Raw genomic sequence first — 17,581 nt, forward strand, 5'->3', positions numbered from 1 at the left:
CACAAGGCGTTGAAGACGCCAAACGGAGACACCCCGATGAAAAGCCTTTTTCCAGTTCGCATGCGACTCCCGATGCTGGCCGCGGCCGTTGGCGCCGCAGCGGCATGCACTGTATTCGCGACCGCCGCGCAAGCCGGTCCGGTCGAAATCAAATATGTACTGTGGGATGCCAATCAGCGTCCCGCATACCAGGCCTGCGCCGTGCAATTCGAAAAAGAAAACCCGGATATCCACATCAAGATCTCGCAGGTCGGCTGGGCCGACTATTGGACTGCGCTGACGACGCAATTCGTCTCAGGCACCGCGCCCGATGTGATCACCAATCACCTGATGAAGTATCCGGAGATGGTCACCAACGGACAGCTCGTCGATCTCACACCGTACATTCAGCGCGACAAGGTTTCGACCGACGGCTACTACCCGACCTTGCTGACGAACTGGGCGAAGGACGGTCATCAATACGGCTTGCCTAAAGACTGGGACACGATCGTGCTCGTCTATAACAAGCAGATGGTCAAGGACGCGGGCATCGACCCGTCGACGATACCGGGCTGGACGTGGAACGATCGCGACGGCGGCACGTTCCAGAACGCGATTGCGAAGCTGAGTGTCGATGACAACGGCAATCGAGGGGACTCACCGAAGTTCGATGCGCAGCACGTGAAGGTCCGCGGCTATCAGATCGCAACGACCGGCGGCATGATGGGACAGAGTGAATGGAGTCCGTTCGCTGTGTCCGAAGGCTTCAAGTTCAACGATGGCCCGTGGACGACGCACTATCACTACGACGATCCGCGTCTCGCGCGCACCTTGCAATGGATCGCGAATCTCAGCAAGAAGGGCTATTCCGCGCGCTTTGACGAGGCGAGCAAGCTCGGCAACCAGGCCCTGTTCGCCGCGGGCAAGACGGCCATGGTCGCCGACGGCTCGTGGATGGTGAACTGGTACGCCGAGAACGCGAAGTTCGATGTGGGCTACGCAGTGCTTCCGCAAGGGCCCAACGGACGCGCGACGATGTTCAACGGCCTCGCCGATTCGATCTGGAGCGGCAGCAAGCACAAGGAAGAGTCGTGGAAGTGGGTCAAATTCCTTGGCTCCACGAGCTGCCAGACGATCGTTGGCCAGCGTGGCGTCGTGTTCCCGGCCATCCGTCAGCTCGACCAGCTCGCCGTCGATGCTCACGCGAAACGCGGCATCGATACCCAGGCTTTCCTCGATATGACCAAAGCCACGACGTTCCAGCCGCCGATCGCCAAGGGCGGTGCCCAGATCGACTCGATCATGAACGCGACAATCGAATCGATCCTGCTCGGCCAGGCTGATGCGGCAACGGCACTCAAGGAAGCGAACGCCAAGGTCAATGAAGTGGCGCAGCACTAGGCTCGCACCTCACTACACGCAACGGAGAACTTTCTCATGGCATCGAAACGGCCCGTCAAGATCACATTGATCGGCGCAGGCAGCACGGTATTCGCCCGCAATCTGCTCGGCGATATCCTCGCGTACCCCGAACTGGCGGACGCGGAGATCGCGCTTTACGACATCGACGAGAAGCGGCTCGGCTTGTCGGAGCTCGTCGCGCATCGTGTTGCGAGTCATCTCGGCATCAGCCCGCGCATCGTTGCGACGACGGATCGCGCGTGGGCGCTCGACGGCGCGGACTATGCGCTCAATATGATTCAAGTCGGTGGTTACAAGCCGAGCACGGTGATCGACTTCGATATCCCGAAGCGATACGGTCTCGAGCAAACCATCGGCGATACGCTGGGCATCGGTGGCATCATGCGCGGCCTGCGCACCATTCCCGTCATGCTCGACATGCTGTCCGACATGGAGCGCCTGTGTCCCGATGTCGTGCATCTGAACTACGTGAATCCGATGGCGATCGTATGCTGGGCGATGAATCGCGCGTCGTCGATCCGCACGGTGGGTCTCTGTCATAGCGTGCAGGGCACCGCTGCCGAACTCGCTGAAGATCTCGGTGTGCCGTTCGACGAGATTCACTATACGTGCGCCGGCATCAATCACATGGCGTTCTATCTGAAGTTCGAGCGCAATGGACAGGACCTGTATCCGGAGCTGCGTCGCGTGCGTAAGGAAGGACGTGTGCCGGACTGGAACCGGGTGCGTTATGAAATGCTGAATCGGCTCGGGTACTTTCCGACTGAATCGAGCGAGCACTTCAGCGAGTACGTGCCCTGGTTCATCAAGCGCGGCCGAGAGGAACTGCTGGAGAAGTACAACATCCCGCTCGACGAGTATCCAGGCCGTTGCCAGGTCTATGAAGCGTCGTGGGAGTTCATCGATAAAGAGCTTCGCAATCCGGGTTCACAGGATCCCGAGGCCCTGCGTGCGGCGTTGCTCTCGAGCGGCATCAAGGTCATGGACAAACGTCACGACGGCGCCGTGCGTCATCTCGAAGGCCTGCGTACGATCCGGCGTTCGGTCGAATACGGCGCGACGATTATCCGTGCGATCGAAACGGGCGAGCCGAAGGTGATCTACGGCAACGTGCCCAACACGGGCCTGATCGACAACTTGCCGCAGGGCTGCTGCGTCGAGGTGCCGTGCCTGGTCGATGCGAATGGCGTGCAGCCGACGCGCATCGGCGCGCTTCCGCCTCAGCTGGCTGCGCTGATGCGCACGAATATCGGTGTCCAGGAGTTGACCGTCGAAGCGGCGCTGACAGGGCGGCGGGAACACGTCTATCATGCGGCGATGCTCGATCCGCACACGGCGGCCGAGCTCGATATCGAGCAGATCGTTTCATTGGTGGACGATTTGCTCGAAGCCCATCGCGACCGGCTGCCCGAAAGCCTGACGAGAGCGGAGCGAATCGGGCTGGCGGCTTGAGAGTGACTGCCGTCGCAGGCGCGCACGGATGCGGCGCGGATCGCATGGAGCAAGGTCGGGCCTGGTCGGCCTTGCAGCGAATTTGCCGTGGACTCGCCATTGAATCGACCTAAAACGACACCGCGCGTGACCAGCAGTCAGGTTGCGAAACTCGCAGGCGTATCGCGCACGACGGTTTCGTTCGTGCTCAACGATGTGCCACAGATGGGCATCAGCGAAGAAACGCGCGAGCGAGTGTTGCTCGCTGCGCGTCAGCTAGGCTATGTGCCCAACGCCGCCGCACGCTCACTCGTGAGCGGAGCGACGCGCACGGTCGCGCTGGTCGTGCCGCACAATGAGCATCTGAGGGTCGACGCGTTCATCCCGCGCATGCTCGCGGGCGTCAACGAGACGTGCCACTCGCACGGCTACAAGGTGTTGTTCGAGCCGATGGTCGAAGCGGGGCGGCCCGGGGGGTTTCTCGATCTCGTCGATAGCCGTCGCATCGACGGATTGATCGTGCTCAACGTGCCGCGCAGCGAAGACGTGCATCTCGCGCATCTGGCCGCCGAAGGGTTCCCGCTTGTCGTGCTCGGATCGAACCTCGACGAGCACGCCGGAATCTACAGTATTGACGTCGATACGCGCGAAGCTGCACGCGTGGCGACGCGTCATCTGCTTGCGCTCGGCCATCGTCGTGTCGCGCATATCGGCTTCGCGCCGAACGAATATCACGGCGTCAGCGAACGTCTATACGGCTATCGCGATGCACTGCGTGAGTTTGGCGTCGAGATGGACAACACGCTCATCGCCTTCGCAAACTTCAGCGCTCAGAGTGGCTACGAAGGCATGAAAGGCATGCTTGAACGCGAACGATCGTTGACGGCGCTTTTCGCGGGTAACGACACCATCGCCTTCGGTGCAATCGCGGCGCTTCGCGAGGCGGGACTCGATGTGCCCGGAGACGTGGCGGTCGTTGGCTACGACGATATTCCACTCGCCGCTTATGCGTCGCCGCCTTTGACGACGATCCGAACGTCGCCGTATGAACAGGGGTGCGAGGCCTCGAATCTTCTTGTACGCCTCATCGCGGGCGAACGCCCGTCGACGTTGCATTCGACGAGCGAGGTGCCGTTGATCGTGCGTGAGTCATGTGGTCAGGCGAAGGGGCATAGGCGCTGACGAATGGGCGGTGTGTTGTCGCGAGCGTTGCTGTGGATGGTGTGGCTATCCGCAGCAACGCGTCACGACGATTTCGCATCGACCAGAACAACAGGCCGATCGTCTTGCCGCTTACCGGCGCGGCACTCCATCCTTCCACTCGCTCCAATGATTCACGATGTCCTGAACGAGCGGATTGCCTGTCAGATAAAGATTCTGAATCGCGATCGTGAAGCCGCCCTGTGAGGCGTAGTTCAGAAGATTGTCCGAGGCGGACTGTCCTGGATAGGGCCGATCGAAATCCGAACCTGCACGTAACGCGGCGACACGGCTCAGATCGACGCGATTGACCGTGGCGGCGCGCGTGAGCGCCTCATACGTCGCATTGTCTTCCTGCTGCGTCGTGCAGTATGTGCCCTTGTTGTCCGTCAGAATCTTGGTCCAGTCTCGCGCGCGCTGGCCGAGGTCGTTGCCCGACCACCAGGTATCGCCCGCGAGTGTGTCGCACTGGATCACCGTCGGTGGCAGGTTCGCCGGCGCATTCGGATATTTCGCGCGCGCAGCAATCGCCTGCGCATCGTCGGTCAGCGTCACGTGTTTCGACAATCCGTACGCGATATCGGCGAGCTTGCCGTTCAGCTGGAACACTTCAGTCCGATAGTCGAGCGGCGGCTTTTGCGTCGGGCTGGTTGTGTTGATCCCCAGATAACCGGTGGTCCAGCCCGGAGGAATTTCACGTCCGTCGATTTCCCATTGAATGCCGAAGTCGACAAGCCATTTCGCCCACGCGGCGGAGCCGACGGTGCCTTGCTGAGGATCGATCCCCGCAATACCGGCGATCATGAAATAGGTCTTGCGCAGGTCGAATTTGGGCGAGAACGTCAGTGCCATCAACGACGCGGCCGCGTTCGCGTGCCCCATGCCCGTCGTCATCACGCAGACGTCCTGGCGATTGCACGACACGGTCGGATAGTCGGGAGAGAGACCCGGCACGGTGATCTGCTGCCAGGGCCCGAGATTGTCGAGCCAGACCTGACCTTCGGGTCCGAACATCGAGATGATCATGACCTTCACATGACGACCGTGCGAACCATTGTCGCCCTGCGCGAAGCTGTCGTCGTCGGCGCGCACGGTCGCGGGCAGCATGGCAGCTGCGGCGGCGACGCTCAGCGCGGTGATGGCACTCAGAGTGTGTTTGAGCATAAGAGGCCCGTCCTTCGTTCTGGTTAGGAGTCGAGAGAAAGACTTGCGTGCCGTGAAGTAAACATCCGGTCGCGGATGTCGATATGTTGTGCCGGCGTGTAGCGCGTGGGCCCTGCGGATATCGAGCCGGAAGAGCGCTCAAGGTAAGGGCGCTCAAAGTATAGGTGGAGTTTATTTTTTCTGTATGGCTCATGAGCCATATCGCGCATCACGGCGCACTTATGCGTGGAATGTCGTGGCAAACAGCAGTTCGGGCAAGGGCCGGCGCGCTCCCAGTTGCTTGCGCGCGTGCAGCAGTGCGCTGCGCAGGCCTTCTTCGACGACCGGGTGGTAGTAGGGCATCGCAATCATTTGATCGATCGTGAGTTCGAGCTGCACGCCCCAGGCAATCAAGTGCGCGAGATGCTCGATATCCGGGCCGCAGCCTTCCGCCCCGAGCACGCGGCCCGTGTCGCCGTCCGCATAGATGCGAAGCTTGCCGTGATTGCGCCGCATGATGCGGCTGCGTCCCTGATTCGCAAATGCAACTTCGCCGATCACAATCCGACGCGGATCGAGCGATGCAAAGGAAGCGCCAACCTGGGCCGCCTGCGGCTCGCAGAACACGACGGACATCGGTGTCTTGCGCGGATACCGCTTGATATCGGGGTAGCGCGCCGCATTGGTGCCGGCAATCGTGCCTTCGTCACTCGCGTCGGCGAGCCACGGGCGCGTACCGTCGCAATCGCCGGCGACGAAGATCGAGCTCATGCCGCATTGCAGGGTGGCAGGGTTGTGCTCGGGTATGCCGCGGGCATCAAGCCGGAGCGTGGTGTTCTCGAGCTGAAGGTGATCGAGCGCGGGTTGCCGGCCGGTCGCCGCGATCACCACATCGAAGCGCGAGGTCGCTTCGTCGCCGTCGAGTACGCGATAGCGAATCGCGGGTTTGCCCTCGTGCATCTTCATTTCGAGGATCTCGGCATCGGTGTCGAGGTAGATGTCTTCCTGCAGTGTCAGCACGAGCGCATCGCGGACAACGGGATCGGTGAGGTTCGCGGCGTCGCCGTTGCGGCCGAAAATCTGCACGCGCACGCCGAGGCGTGCAAGCGCTTGCCCGAGTTCGAGCGCGACCGGGCCTGCACCCAGCACGGCCGCGCTTTGCGGCAGCGTGTCCCACTCGAAAATCGCTTCGCTGGTGATCGCGAAATCGCCGAACACGTCGAGCGCGGTCGGAATTGAAGGTGCAGCGCCGGTCGCGATGACGACGCTGCGCGCATGGACTTCGTGGGAATGATTGACGACCAGTACATGGTCGGAAACGAAACGGGCCAGTCCGCGCAGCACAGTGCCTTCAGGAAAGGCGTGCAAATCGTCGATGACGCCGGCGACGAAGCGGTCGCGCTCCGCACGCACGTAGGCCATGACGGCCCGGCCGTCGGCGCGCACCTCCTTGCCACCCTGGATGCCCCGTGGAGCCAGTGCCTGCGCGTCGTGCAGGCCGTGGGCCGCTGCAAGCAGCAGTTTGGACGGCATGCAGCCACTTCGGGCGCACATCGTGCCGAGCTTGCCGGCTTCGATCAGCAGCACACGTTGTCCGGCTGCGCGTGCCGCGCGATATGCAGCGAGGCCGGCCGTGCCCGCGCCGATGATGGCGACATCCACATGATGGCTTTGCATTGAGTCCCCTGGTCGAGAGGCGCTTCAGCGCGCGTACGTCCATGCCGTGCTGCGCGAGCCGGGCTGGATAGCCGCGACGTCCGCAGTCGGTGTGCACCGGTGGGTGCAGGGATGCGATCCTGACACGGCGCCCCGCGTGGGCCAACTCGGGGCGAAACGCATTGCATTGCGCGCGTATTGGATCTAGTGCATTCACGTGTGCCGAGCAAGGGCACTGACGCATCGAGCGTCGCTGCGGCGCATACTCGGCCTTATGTATCGGTAAAGATGGAGCGGAACAGCACGATGTCGCAACGGGATCACGACGCGCAACGGAACCAGGCGGGAAACGCAGGTAACGCAGGCAATACGGGTAACGCAGTCAACGCAGGGAATGGGCAACGCATGAACGAGCCGCAGAAGGCGGGAAGCAGCGCAGGCGAATCGGTCGAATCGACCGACGTCGCGATCATCGGCGCCGGGCCAGCGGGCTTGTTTGCCATGTTCGAAGCCGGCGTTATCGGGCTGAACTGCATCACGATCGATGCGCTCGATCGCCCGGGCGGTCAGTGCACGGAGCTTTACCCCGACAAGCCGATCTACGATATCCCTGCCGTGCCGCGATGCACCGCGCAGGAGCTGGTCGACCGGCTGCTCGAGCAATGCGAACCGTTTGGTTATCCGATCTACCTCGGCGAGCGCGCCGAAACGCTCGAGCGCGCGGGCGAACGCTGGGAGCTCACGACGAGCGAAGGCCGCGTCATCAACGCGGCGGCGGTGCTCATCGCGGCGGGCAACGGTGCGTTTGTGCCGCAGCGCGTCGGCCTGCCTGAGGCCGAGCGATTCGAAGGGCGCGGGCTGCATTATGCGGTTCGACAGGCAGAGCGCTTTCGAGGTCGCCGCGTGCTGATCGCAGGCGGCGGGGATTCGGCGCTCGACTGGGCGCTGGCCTTGCGCGGTATCGCCGAGCAGGTCGTGCTGCTGCACCGGCGCACCGCCTATCGCGCCGCGCCGGCGACCGCACAAGCCGTGATGGCTGCACATGAGGCCGGTCAAATTGAAATCGTCACGGGTACGCTTGACGCACTGCACGAATCGCACGGCGTATTGAGCGGCGCGCGCGTCAAGACGCTGCAGGGCGATCGCGAACTCGTTTTCGACGACCTCGTGGCCCTGTTCGGTCTCGTACCGGACCTCGGGCCGCTCGCGGGCTGGCCGCTCAGGGCGCGCGCGGGGCGCATTCCGGTTGATACGTCCAACTACGAAACCGCGCTGCCCGGCGTTTTCGCGATCGGCGACATCGCGCTGTATGACAACAAGCAGAAACTCATCCTGTCCGGGTTTCACGAAGGATCGCTGGCGCTGCGCAAGGCCTATACGTACGCGCGGCCCGATAAACAACGGACACATGTGCATTCGAGTTACGACGCCGCGTTGCAGGAAAAACTCAACGCTCACGCGCATGAATAAGGCGTGTCGCTGACGCCGCGTTGACTGCTGCCCCGGCGGGGCGTGCCCAGCCCCGCCTTTTCGCCATTCCCGGGCCTGTCCTGCGCCCGTAGCCGTTCTTCAAGTCATCCGCATTTCGAAACGGCAAAAATGACCTGGTAAGTCGTTATTTCAGATGATTAATATTGGCAATTAGGCACTTAAAAACAACAGATTGTTTAGTTAAACGAGCGATTGAATCGCTAAACATTGCGTGTTGCAAAAATATTTCTGACTAATACCTCTATGCATATTTAAGTCTTGCAATATCTGCCGTTAACCTGTGATGAAGGGAGGCTTATGCGCTAAGAGCAGAAAAATATTCACCGTTGGCGCATTGACCTTCCTATAACAGCCTGGGGCCGTGTGGCCGGCTGTCGTTATGGGTTTTTTTGGTCGTCAGGTAATAGATGGGAACCACTGTACGGGATATCGCGCGAGTCGCGCGCGTGTCGATCGGGACCGTGTCACGTGCGCTCAAGAACCAGCCTGGGCTGTCCGACGCAACTCGGCGGCGCGTATTGCTGGTTGCTCAGCAGCTTGGCTACGATCACAGCAACTTGCGTCGCACACGCGTGCGCAGGCTCACGCTCGTCGGTCCACGTGACTACACCAGCTTTTCGAGTGCGGACTACACCGAGCACTTGCGGTCGAACATTGAGCGAGCGGGTCGCGGCATGGGCGTGACGTCGACGGTGCTCGCGTTCGATCCGACCGAAGACCTGATCGATCAGCTACGCCGCCACGCACCGGATGCGCTTGCCGTGACCGGCCTCGTCGACCATGCGCATTTGCGCAAACTGGCGGCGCTCAATCGTCCGATGGTGTTGATCGACCAATGGGCGCCGGGTTTCCGCTGCGTGAATATCGACAACGCGCGTGGCGCCGAACTGGCGATGAAACACCTGTTCGAGCGTGGATTCCGCCGCGTTGCGTTTATTGGCGGTTCACCGGCGCACTACGGGGTGTCGCAACGTGCGCTGGGTTTCCGCCGGGCGTACTTCGAAGCCGGGCTGCCGCTTGATCCCGCGCTCGAAATCACGATTCCCGCCGGCCTCGATGCCAGGGATGGCGCCGCAGTGGCGATGGAGGAGCTCCTCGCGCTCGAAACGCCGCCCGATGCCGTGTTCGGATTCAACGATGTGGCAGCGCTTTCCGCGCTCGATGTGTGCGTGCGGCGCGGGCTGCGGGTGCCGGAAGACATCGCCGTGGTCGGCTTCGACGACAGCGCCGCCGCGCGCGATGCGTCACTGAGCACGGTGGTCGTCGACGTCGCCCACCTCGCGGAGACCGCAGTCGAACTGCTGCTGAGCCACGACACCGAACCGCTCAGCGTCCTCGAGCCCGTCACCTTCATCGAACGCAACACCACCCTCGGCGAAACCGTCACCGAGGGCGAAGAAAGCGAAGACGTCGCCGGGAACTGAAGCGGTTCCCGAGTTGCCTGCGGTACGGTCAACGTGCCGCCAGCATCCACTCGTGGGCAGGGTCGTTCTTGAAGTGCCAGACGCGCTTCGGGCCTGCCATCACGTTCAGGTAGTACGAGTCGTAGCCGTAGGGCACGACGACGGGGTGGTAGCCGCGTGGCACCATCACGACGTCGTGGTCTTCAACGGCCAGCGATTCGTCGATATCGCGCTCATCCGTATAAACACGCTGGAACGCAAACCCCTGCGGGGGATTGAGCCGGTGGTAATACGTTTCCTCGAGCGAACTCTCAAGCGGGATATTGTCGTTATCGTGCTTATGCGGCGGATAACTCGACGAATGCCCCGACGGCGTGCGCACTTCGACGACGAGCAATGACTCGGCGGTTTCAGTCTGCGGCAGGATATCGCGGACGTAACGCGTATTCGCGCCTTGTCCACGCACGCTGGCCTTGACCTGCGACGGCTCGATCATGCGCATCGGGTAAAGACCCGTCGCTGGGGCATCGCATACCGCCACCTCGGCCGGCGCGCCGGTGCCTGCTGCCGTGACCCTGACCTTCGTGCCCGGAGGCGCATACAGCGCGTACGGCGACACATCGTCGAACACGGAATTCCGGTCGCCAATCGCCGACCAGCGCTGACCACCGGCTTCGATCGAAACCTTCCCGGTCAGCACCACCACACACATTTCTCGATCGGCAAAAAACAAATCGAGTCCTGCATCCGGCGAAGCACCCGGTGAGAGGCGATACGCGGAGAAACCCACAAAACGCCAGCCAGCGGAGGCGGGTGTGACCTGCACGATCTGACGATCGGCCTGTGAAGCTTTGACGAGCAAACTCATTTGAATGCCTCAGTCATCAAATAGCGTGCACGCTTGCATCAGCGGCATGTTTCGATAAATCACGCAGCGTGCGGAAACCGAGATCCGCATACTGGTAACTCGGTGCGACCGCCGGGTCCTGCTCGGCTTCGACAACGAGCCACCCCTGGTAGCCGTGCTTCGCAAGCTTGCCGATCACCGACTCGAAATCGACTGCGCCATCTCCGGGCACCGTGAACGCGCCGTTGATCACCGACTGCAGGAAGGTCCAATCGGCATTGCGCGCCTGACGGATCACCGAGGGACGTACATCCTTGCAGTGAACGTGGCAGACCCGCGCAATATGCTTGTCGAGCACGGCAAGCGGATCACCGCCGCCGAACGTCACGTGACCGGTGTCGAACAGCAAGCCCACATCGTCGTTCGTCAGCGACATCAGGCGATCGATATCCGCGGGCGCCTCGACATACGCACCCATATGGTGGTGGTAGGCGACACGCACGCCATGCTTGAGCGTATGCGCGGCAAACGCGTTAAGACGCTCCACATAGGTTTCCCATTGCTCGTCGCGCAAGAACCGCGGGCGCTTCGACAGCGGCACCGGCGAGCCTTGAATCGAATCGGCGACTTCACCGTAGACCATGACCGTCGCGCCGCATTTGGCCAGCAGATCGAGGTGCGGCCCGACCGCGTCGATCTCTTCCTGAGCCGAACGCTGCGCAAGACGCCCCGAATACCAGCCCGACACGAGCGAGAGATCGTAGTCGTTCAGCAGTGCGTTCAGCGCCTTGGGTTCACGCGGAAACTTGTTGCCGAGCTCGAAGCCCTGATAGCCGATCTGCTTGCCTTCGGTCAACGCGACCGACAGCGGCGTTTCACCACCGAGCGAAGGCAGGTCGTCGTTCATCCATGACAGCGGGTTCACGCCGATACGGACGTTGAAGTCTTCGGGATTGCCGGTCGTGCGGCCGACCGGACGTGCGGTTTGAGTCGCGCTCATCAATGACGCTCCTTCTGCTGCGTTTTGCCTTGTTCATAGGCGGCGCGCGCCTCGCGCACCGCTTCGCGGTCCGACACTTCGGGCACGGCGACTTCCCACCACCAGCCGCCATCGTCCGTGGTCTTCGCCGGATCTGTATCGATGCTGATCACATACGTGCGACGGGACGCGCGCGCACGGAGCATGGCGGCTTCGAGGCCCGCGATATCGTCGACGTGCTCCGACTCCGCGCCGAGCGAGCGCGCGTGAAGCGCGAAGTCGACATGAGGGGCTTCATCATCGAGCAGATTGTTGAACGACGGAGATCCACACGACTGCTGGAGCCGGTTGATACAGCCATATCCACGGTTGTCGAGCACCACGATGATGAGCTTTGCGCCCAGCGCGATCGACGAGGCGATTTCGCTGTTCATCATCAGATAGCTGCCGTCACCGACGGTCGCGATGACTTCGCGTTCAGGCCGTGCGAGCTTGACGCCGACCGCACCGGCGATCTCGTACCCCATGCACGAATAGCCGTATTCAACGTGATAGGCACCCGGTGCGCCTGCGCGCCACAGCTTGTGGAGCTCCGCAGGCAGTGTTCCAGCTGCGCACACGACGATATCGTTGGCGGGCGAGTCCGGCGTCGAGCGCTGGATCGCACCGATGACATCGGCATCGTACGGCAGGCGCTTTTCCTTGCCCGCGGTCAGCGTGTCGACCTGAGCGACCCAGTGAGCCGCGGCATCGCGTGCACGACGGGTCCAGGTTTCTGCGGGCTTCCAGCCCGACAGGCTATCGATCAGCGTCTCGAGCGCGACACGCGCGTCGGCAATCAGCGGCAGGCCGTCGTGCTTGAGCGCATCGCCGACCAGCGCATTGATGCCGATCACGCGTGCCTGAAGGAACAGACTGTTCGATCCCGTCGTGAAGTCCGAAAGCCGTGTGCCGACGGCAATCACGACATCGGCCTCGCGTGCGAGATCGTTCGCGGCCGGAGAGCCTGTCACGCCGATCGAACCGAGGTTCAGCGGATCGTTCCACTTGACCGAACTCTTGCCGGCCTGCGTTTCGGCGACGGGGATGCCGTATTTCGCGGCAAGCGCGGTCAATGCCTGACCGGCCTTGCTATACAGCACACCGCCACCGGCGACGAGCAACGGGCGCTCTGCCTGACGAATCACCTCGACCGCCGCATGCAGTTCGCTCGCGTCGGGCGGTGTCGCGCGGAACTCGACCAGGCGCGGCTCGAAAAAGCTTTCGGGGTAGTCGTACGCCGTGGCCTGCACATCCTGCGGCAGGGCAAGCGTGACGGGGCCGCACTGGGCGGGATCCGTCAGCGTCGAGATCGCGCGCGGCAACGCGGTCAGCAATTGCGCCGGGTGCACGATGCGATCGAAGTAACGCGACACGGGCCGCAGGCAGTCGTTGGCCGAGATGCCGCCATCCTGCGCGTCTTCGACTTGCTGAAGCACCGGATCGGGTGCGCGCGAGACAAAGATATCGCCGGGCAACAGGAGCACCGGCAGGCGATTCACGTGAGCCAGTGCGGCAGCCGTGACGAGATTCGTGGCGCCGGGGCCAATCGACGTGGTCACCGCCATCATGCGACGGCGGAAATTGGCCTTCGCATACGCGATCGCTGCATGCGCCATCGCCTGCTCGTTATGGGCACGCAGCGTCGGAATCGACTCGCGATAGCGATAGAGCGCTTCGCCGAGCGCGGCGACGTTGCCGTGCCCGAAGATCGCGAATACACCGCCAAACAGCGGCTCGGGCGTGCCGTCGTCACCCATGACGCGCAGCGCCGCGAGATAGCGCACGAGAGCCTGCGCGGCGGTCAGGGTGACCGTCTTGCCCGATTTGCCGCGCGCATCCGTTGTCGAATGCAGCGCGACCGAACGTGCATATTCAATGGTTTCGCTCATACCACGCGCTCCGTATCTTTGGCGACCGCCGGCTTGGCAGCCGGTGTATGGCGCGCCGCGCGCCAGTGTTCGATCAGGGATTCGAATATCTCACGCACGCGCGCTTTCAGCGTCGCATCGTCGATCTCACCCGCCATCCATGCGCGGGTGGGTTCGCCGAAGATCGTGCGTCCGACCATAAAGCCCTTGCATTGGGTCGATGCGGCCGCGTCGCGGAAGCCTTCGGCGAGCACGTCGACGGGCTGACTCAGGCCGAGCAGCACGACACCACGGCAATACGGATCGCGTTCGGCGATGAGCGCGTCGATGGCCTTCCAGTTTTCGGCGGGCATCGGCTCGAGCTTCCACCACTCCGGATAGATGCCGAGGTTGTAGAGGCGCTTGAGCGCCCGGTACACGACATCCGGACCCTGGCGCAGGTGCTTGGGCGGAATGACCTCGAGCAGCAGCTCATGGCCGCTTGCCTGAGCGGCGTCGTACAGCGCGCGAATCTGCTGCTCCTGCTCGAGCCGCGTTTCGAACGGCTCGTCGGGGTGGTAGTGCACGAGGCACTTGATCGTGTGTTCGCGCGGCCAGTCGAGCAGCGTAGTGCCGACCGAACGTCCGCCTTCGAAGACCAGCGGCGACGAGCCCGGAAACTCGATCGGACGGCCGATCCACCAGCCGCGCCCGGTAGCGGCGTTGAGCGCGTCCTGGCCATAGCGTCCGTCGCACAGCAGCCCCATATGGCCGGCGTTGTTCGGTGCCTTCTCGGTTTCTGCCACCGCTTCGACAAACAATTGCTTGAGCGTTTCGATGCGGCGTTCGTCGCAACCCGTTTCGCGCGCGATCTCGAACATCTGGCTCCGATGATCGAACGCGAACACGAACAATTCATCCCACTGCGGACGCGGCACGGTCACACGATGCAGGCGTGCGAGCGTGGCGTCGCGATCGGGACGCCGCATCGCGTCCGGATCTTCCTTGGCCTTGCCGAGGAAATAGTCGAGTTCGGTCGGCGTCGGCATGGCCGGTGCGCATGCATGACGCGAGACGACGAGCGCGCCGCAGGCATTGGCGACCGAGGCGCAGTCGGCATACGACTTGTCGCGCAGCCAGCCCGACAGAAAACCCGAGGCGAATGCGTCGCCCGCTCCGAGCACGTTGAGCACTTCGACCTGTACGCCGCCGAAGGTCGGCGCATCGTCGATCTTCGCGGGCACCGCGCCTTCAATGACGCTGCAGCCCAGCGCGCCGCGCTTGACGACGAGCGTCGCGCGCGTGACTTCGCGGACCTTGCGCAGTGACGCAATCAGATCGTCGCCTCCACCACCGGCAATGCGGAATTCCTCTTCGGTGCCGATCACGAGATCGAACATCGGCAGCACGCGCAGCAAGTGGGCCGTCACATCGTCATTGGCGATAAAGCGCGTTTCGCCGTCGGCCTTGCCCGTCAGACCCCACAGCACCGGGCGGTAGTCGATGTCGAGCACCGTGCGCACGTTATGACGGCGCGCGGCTTCGAGTGCTTTTGTGCTCGCTGCCAGTACCTTTTGCGTCGACAGGTGCGTGCCGGTGATCAACAGCGCGCGGCTCGATGCGATGAAGTCTTCATCGACATCGGCGACGTCGAACGCCATGTCGGCGCAATTGTCGCGATAGAACACGAGCGGGAACGTATCGCGATCCTTGAGGCCGAGCAGCACGAGCGCGGTAAGCCGCTGCTTGTCGACGACCACGTGCCGCGTGTCGCAGCCTTCACGTTCGAGCGACTCCGTCAGGAAGCGCCCCATATGATCATCGCCGACCCGCGTGAGCATCGCCGACTTGAGGCCCAGGCGCGCCGCGCCGAATGCGATATTGGCCGACGACCCGCCCAGGTACTTGGCAAAGCTCGTGACATCTTCGAGGCGCGCCCCGACTTGCTGTGCATAGAGATCGACGGCGAGCCGGCCGATACAGATCAGATCGTGCTCACGCCCCGATGCAAAACGACTGTTTGGGTGATTCATTGTGACTCCCTGGCTAGACCGTGACGTCCTCGAGCTCGCTCATCATCTGCTGCATTTCGGCACCGCCCGCCATCATGTCGAGCACTTCGTTCTTGCTGATGTCCGTTTTCGCGAAGCTGCCCATCGAGCGGCCGCGATTGAGCAGCGTGAACGTGTCGCCGATCGGGTAGGCATGGTGCACGTTGTGCGTGATGAAGATCACCGAGATGCCTTTTGCTCGCGCGAGGTGAATGAGCTTGAGCACGTTGAAGCTTTGCTTGACGCCGAGTGCCGCCGTCGGTTCATCGAGAATCAGCACGCGTGCGCCGAAGTGGATCGCGCGGGCAATGGCCAGACACTGACGCTCGCCGCCGCTCATCGTGCCGATTGCCTGATGCGCGTCACGCACATTGATGCCCATTTCGGCGAGCTTGGCGCGTGCGGTCGTCGCGCACAGATCGAGGTCCATCACATTGAGAAAACCGAACAGCTTCTTTTGCGGCTCGCGGCCCATAAAGAAATTGCGCGCGACCGACAGCAGCGGCACGAGTGCAAGGTCCTGATAGACAGTCGCGATGCCGATATCGAGTGCGTCCTTCGGCGAATCGAAGTTCACGGGTTTGCCGTCGACGAGGTATTGGCCTTCGTTCGGCGTCCAGACACCCGCGAGCGTCTTGATCAGGGTCGACTTGCCCGCGCCGTTGTCGCCGAGCAGGCAATGCACTTCGCCGCGGCGCAGCTTGAGGGTGACGTCCTTGAGCGCAATGACCTTGCCGAAAAACTTGCTGACGTGGTCGAGTTCGAGGATGTAATCGTCTTTTGAAGTCGTCGTGTTCATCGTCGTCTCCCTGTTACTTCGATTCCGCGACGCGGCGACGGATGTAGTTGTTGAAGATCACGGCGAGCAGCAGCATCACGCCGAGAAACACGCCGAACCAGTCGGAATCGACGTTGGTATAGGTGATGCCGATCTGCACGACGCCGAAGATCAGTGCGCCGAAGCAGGCGCCGACCACCGAACCGTAGCCGCCCGTGAGCAGCGCGCCGCCGATGACCGCGGCGATGATCGCTTCGAATTCCTTGAGCAAGCCGCGATCCGCCGCAGCCGAACCGATATCGCAGACCTGCAGCACAGCGAAGAGGCACGCGCAGAATGCGGTCAGCACGAACAGCGAGATCTTGACGCGGCGAACCGGCACACCGACGTTCTTGGCTGCGACCTGATCGCCGCCGACAGCGAAGATCCAGTTGCCGAAGCGCGTCTTGGCAAGCGTGAATGCACCGCAGATCGCCATCAGGGCCCACCAGAGCAGGACTTTCGGAATGCCCGGCACCAGCGGTTCTCCGTTGTCGAGCAGTTTGACGAGGCCAATGTGGCCGAGCCACTGGAAGAAGCCGTGGAGCGCGACGCCCTTGAACAGGAAGTTTGCGATCGGGTCAGCGGCTGCAATGTCGCCGACGCCCGAGATGATCGTGCGATCGGAGAACAGTATCGACAACGCGAGCGTGAGGCCGCGCAGGATAAACAGGAAGGCCAGCGTGACGATGAACGAAGGCAGCTTCGTCTTGATCACGAGATAGCCGTTGAGCGCGCCGAGCGCCATGGAGCCGGCGAACGCGAAGAGGATCGCGAGCGAAATTGGCCAGTGCCAATAGACGGACGGAATGGCCACCATCATGCCGGCGAAGCCGATCATCGAGCCGATCGACAGGTCGAACTCTCCGGCAATCATCAGCAGACAGGCGCCGACAGCGAGCACGCCCAGGTACGCAGCGACCTGCGACCAGTTCATGACCCCGTCGAGGGCGAACATGCCCGAGCTGCCTGCGGCGAGCACGAACACGATAAAGACCAGCACGGCGCCGGAAATCGCGGCAAATTCGGGGCGGCCGAGCAGGGTACTGAACCAGGTTTCCTTGCGAACCCGTTCATCGGACCTGCCGGCGGTGGCGCCGGCCGGAGCTTCCGCTCCATTCGCTTCGGTCGACTCGTGCGCGTGGCGTGCGCGATGAGAAAGGACGCCCATGACTTCTCCTCTACGTGTTGCGGAATGCGCGGATGCGTGCAGCGCTGCAATTAACGGGGTGGGGGATGCAATGCCGGGCAGAAGTACCCGGAATAAGCGGAC

Annotated in this window: 13 protein-coding genes; 5 read left to right on the forward strand and 8 right to left on the reverse strand. The window is 62.5% G+C overall.

Annotation, left to right across the window (positions count from 1 at the left end; translation table 11 throughout):
• Positions 1-36: 36 nt before the first annotated feature.
• From ACMFWR_RS29030 to ACMFWR_RS29040, 3 genes are all read left to right on the forward strand, one after another.
• Positions 37-1,380, forward strand: a complete 1,344-nt coding sequence (locus ACMFWR_RS29030; protein ID WP_413195830.1) for an ABC transporter substrate-binding protein — start codon at positions 37-39, stop codon at positions 1,378-1,380.
• A 36-nt stretch (positions 1,381-1,416) separates the two neighbouring features.
• Complete coding sequence (locus tag ACMFWR_RS29035; protein WP_413195831.1) at positions 1,417-2,853, forward strand: alpha-glucosidase/alpha-galactosidase; 1,437 nt, start codon at positions 1,417-1,419, stop codon at positions 2,851-2,853.
• Between the two features lie 99 nt (positions 2,854-2,952).
• A complete protein-coding gene (locus tag ACMFWR_RS29040) occupies positions 2,953-4,014 on the forward strand; it encodes a LacI family DNA-binding transcriptional regulator (RefSeq protein WP_413195832.1) in 1,062 nt (353 codons plus the stop codon).
• A 111-nt stretch (positions 4,015-4,125) separates the two neighbouring features.
• Here ACMFWR_RS29040 and ACMFWR_RS29045 read toward each other — a convergent pair whose 3' ends face one another.
• Both ACMFWR_RS29045 and ACMFWR_RS29050 read right to left on the reverse strand, forming a co-directional pair.
• Positions 4,126-5,196 carry a purine-nucleoside phosphorylase gene (locus tag ACMFWR_RS29045; protein WP_413195833.1) on the reverse strand — a complete coding sequence of 357 codons (1,071 nt, stop codon included), beginning with the start codon at positions 5,194-5,196 and terminating at the stop codon, positions 4,126-4,128.
• 219 nt (positions 5,197-5,415) lie between these two features.
• Positions 5,416-6,852 (reverse strand): dihydrolipoyl dehydrogenase, encoded by a 1,437-nt coding sequence (locus ACMFWR_RS29050; protein WP_413195834.1) that lies wholly within the window; start codon positions 6,850-6,852, stop codon positions 5,416-5,418.
• Between the two features lie 384 nt (positions 6,853-7,236).
• Here ACMFWR_RS29050 and ACMFWR_RS29055 point away from each other — a divergent pair, with 384 nt between their 5' ends.
• Positions 7,237-8,301 carry an NAD(P)/FAD-dependent oxidoreductase gene (locus ACMFWR_RS29055; RefSeq protein ID WP_413197379.1) on the forward strand — a complete coding sequence of 355 codons (1,065 nt, stop codon included), beginning with the start codon at positions 7,237-7,239 and terminating at the stop codon, positions 8,299-8,301.
• A gap of 428 nt (positions 8,302-8,729) precedes the next feature.
• Complete coding sequence (locus ACMFWR_RS29060) at positions 8,730-9,746, forward strand: LacI family DNA-binding transcriptional regulator (protein WP_413195835.1); 1,017 nt, start codon at positions 8,730-8,732, stop codon at positions 9,744-9,746.
• 28 nt (positions 9,747-9,774) lie between these two features.
• Here ACMFWR_RS29060 and iolB read toward each other — a convergent pair whose 3' ends face one another.
• Genes iolB through ACMFWR_RS29090 form a run of 6 tightly spaced genes read right to left on the reverse strand, consistent with a single transcriptional unit; the run spans position 9,775 to position 17,479 of the window.
• Entirely contained in the window at positions 9,775-10,593 is an 819-nt protein-coding gene (gene iolB, locus ACMFWR_RS29065) for a 5-deoxy-glucuronate isomerase (protein ID WP_413195836.1), read from the reverse strand.
• A 16-nt stretch (positions 10,594-10,609) separates the two neighbouring features.
• Positions 10,610-11,572, reverse strand: coding sequence for a myo-inosose-2 dehydratase (iolE, locus tag ACMFWR_RS29070; protein WP_413195837.1), 963 nt, complete (start codon positions 11,570-11,572; stop codon positions 10,610-10,612).
• A complete protein-coding gene (gene iolD, locus ACMFWR_RS29075) occupies positions 11,572-13,482 on the reverse strand; it encodes a 3D-(3,5/4)-trihydroxycyclohexane-1,2-dione acylhydrolase (decyclizing) (RefSeq protein ID WP_413195838.1) in 1,911 nt (636 codons plus the stop codon). Before iolD ends, iolE begins: the two co-directional genes overlap by 1 nt.
• The gene (locus ACMFWR_RS29080; protein WP_413195839.1) at positions 13,479-15,473 is read right to left on the reverse strand and encodes a bifunctional 5-dehydro-2-deoxygluconokinase/5-dehydro-2-deoxyphosphogluconate aldolase; all 1,995 of its coding nucleotides are present in this window, start codon (positions 15,471-15,473) and stop codon (positions 13,479-13,481) included. The genes iolD and ACMFWR_RS29080 overlap by 4 nt, the downstream gene beginning before the upstream one ends.
• Before the next feature lie 13 nt (positions 15,474-15,486).
• The gene (locus ACMFWR_RS29085; protein ID WP_413195840.1) at positions 15,487-16,290 is read right to left on the reverse strand and encodes an ATP-binding cassette domain-containing protein; all 804 of its coding nucleotides are present in this window, start codon (positions 16,288-16,290) and stop codon (positions 15,487-15,489) included.
• A 13-nt stretch (positions 16,291-16,303) separates the two neighbouring features.
• A complete protein-coding gene (locus ACMFWR_RS29090) occupies positions 16,304-17,479 on the reverse strand; it encodes an ABC transporter permease (RefSeq protein WP_413195841.1) in 1,176 nt (391 codons plus the stop codon).
• Between the last annotated feature and the right edge of the window lie 102 nt (positions 17,480-17,581).

Origin of the sequence: Pararobbsia alpina (assembly GCF_965118125.1) — a bacterium.
Classification (GTDB): domain Bacteria; phylum Pseudomonadota; class Gammaproteobacteria; order Burkholderiales; family Burkholderiaceae; genus Pararobbsia; species Pararobbsia alpina_A.